The sequence below is a fragment of the Erwinia sp. B116 genome (assembly GCF_002865965.1).
Taxonomy (GTDB): domain Bacteria; phylum Pseudomonadota; class Gammaproteobacteria; order Enterobacterales; family Enterobacteriaceae; genus Erwinia.
The window spans coordinates 1-580 of the sequence record NZ_JRZZ01000117.1; the positions used below are offsets into that span (position 1 = coordinate 1).

Genomic DNA, 580 nt, shown 5'->3' on the forward strand with positions numbered 1-580 from the left:
CAGTGAGTGGAAGAAGCTCTCCGCACAGGCATTATCGTAGCAGTTGCCTCGTGCGCTCATGCTTCCGCGCAGATTATGCCGCTTCAGCAGTGCCTGATAGACCGCGGAGCAGTATTGCCCGCCCCGATCCGTATGAACGATAACGTATTTTGGCCGCTTACGCCGCCACAATGCCATCTGCAGGGCATCGCACGCCAGCTGTGCTGTCATCCGCGATGACATTGACCAGCCGATAACCGCCCGTGACCACAGGTCAATAACCACGGCAAGGTACAGCCAGCCTTCATCCGTGCGTAAGTACGTGATGTCTCCAGACCACTTCTGGTTCGGGCCGCTGGCGTAAAAGTCCTGCTTCAGCAGGTTTTCTGAGACCGGCAGACCGTGTTCACGGTAGCTGACCGGGCTGAACCGCCGTGACGCTTTTGCCCGCAGCCCCTGGCACCGCAGGCTTGAGGCTATCGTTTTCACATTGTATGTCAGGCCCTGCGCACGCAGCTCTTCTGCCAGACGGGGTGCGCCGTAGCGCTGTTTAGCCCGGCTGAATGCGTTACTGACGACGCTGTCGCAATCATGGCGGAAC

At 59.0% G+C, this 580-nt stretch carries 1 protein-coding gene; it reads right to left on the reverse strand.

What is annotated here, in order from left to right; genetic code table 11:
• Positions 1-580 (reverse strand): IS3 family transposase (locus NV64_RS22840; RefSeq protein ID WP_146005549.1); only part of this gene is annotated, 580 nt, incomplete at both ends.